This window comes from Marilutibacter maris (assembly GCF_006546735.2).
GTDB classification, from domain to species: Bacteria; Pseudomonadota; Gammaproteobacteria; order Xanthomonadales; family Xanthomonadaceae; genus Marilutibacter; species Marilutibacter maris.
The window spans coordinates 1-1,338 of record NZ_VICD02000159.1 but is presented as its reverse complement, the minus strand read 5'-3'; the positions used below and the strand labels follow the sequence as shown (position 1 = coordinate 1,338).

At 71.7% G+C, this 1,338-nt stretch carries 1 protein-coding gene; it reads right to left on the bottom strand.

The window, feature by feature from the left end:
- Positions 1-127: 127 nt before the first annotated feature.
- Positions 128-1,338: DNA recombination protein RmuC (locus FKV24_RS09645; RefSeq protein ID WP_141482224.1), on the bottom strand; the 1,211-nt coding region annotated here is incomplete at its 5' end.

The window sequence follows — 1,338 nt, the reverse complement described above, 5'->3', positions numbered from 1 at the left end:
GCCGCAGGCACGAATGGGGGTGTGGAAGCGCAACGGCGGGGCCCAAGGTTTGCGCAGCAAACTTTGGGGATTCCCGGGCGCAGCCCGGGGATCGCGGCTTACGCCGCTCCTACGGCAGATCCCATGCTCAGGCGTCGCGGTCGTCGGAGGCGGGCAGGGCCGCGTCGTCGTCGGCCTCGTCGGCCGGCAGCGACTTCCTGCCGCGGGCGCCCAGCGCTTCCAGGCGCCGGGCCCGCGCCATCACCGATTGCGAGGACTGGTGCAGGCGGTTGCGGGCGCCGTCGTAGCTCTCGCGCGCTTGGCGCAGGCGGTCGTCGATGCGATCGAACTCGGCCAGGAAGCCGTTCAGGGCGTCGATCAGCAAACCGCCGCTGCGGCTGATCTCGACCGCCTGCTTCTGGATGCGATCGCGCGTCCACAGCCGGTCGACCACCCGCAGCACCGCCATCAGGGTATTCGGCGAGGCCAGCACCACCCGCCGGTCGAAGGCGAAGCCCTGCAGTTCGCCATCGGCGCCCAGCGCGGCCGACAGCGCGCCTTCGATCGGCACGAACAGCACGGTCACCTCCAGGGTGTCCTCGCCCAGCGCGCGCGGGTAGTCGCGCTCGGCCAGATCCTTGACGTGCTGGCGCAGCGCGACCGCGTGGCGGCGCAGCGCGTCCTGCTGCTGCTCCGGCGCGTCGGCGTTCATCGCCTCCTGCCAGGCGATCAGGTTGACCTTGCTGTCGACCACGATCCGGCGCTCGTCCGGCAGGCTGACCACGATGTCCGGGCGCAGGGTGCGGCCGTCGGCGTCGCTGGTGCTGATCTGGCGCTGATAGTGCTCGCCCTCCTGCAGACCGGAGCCGCGCAGCACGCTCTCCAGCATCAGCTCGCCCCAGTCGCCGCGGACCTTGGCGTTGCCGCGCAGCGCGCGGGTCAGCTCGTGCGCGCGCTGGGCCATGTCCTGGTTCAGCGACTTTAGCTCGTTGACCGCGCCGGCCAGCGCCGCGCGTTCCTTGGCCTCCTCCGCGTACAGCGTGTCGATGCGGCTGCGGAACTCGCCGATGCGTTCGGCGAACGGCTTGAGCAGGACCTGGATGTCGCTGCGCGAGCGCTCGGCGCTGGTCTTCACGGTGTCGGAGAAGGTCCTGCCGGCCAGCTCCGCGAACGCCGCCGACAGCTTGTGCTGGGCCTGGTCGAGGAACTGCTTCATCTCGGCCTGGCTGCGTTCGCCGTGCTCCAGATGGGCGCGCACCTGGGCCAGCTCGCTCTGCATCCGCGCGCGCTCCTCGCGCAGCTGGCGGGCCTCGTCCTGGGCCGCGACGAGCCGCGCGGCGGCCTCGTCCAGACGCTCGC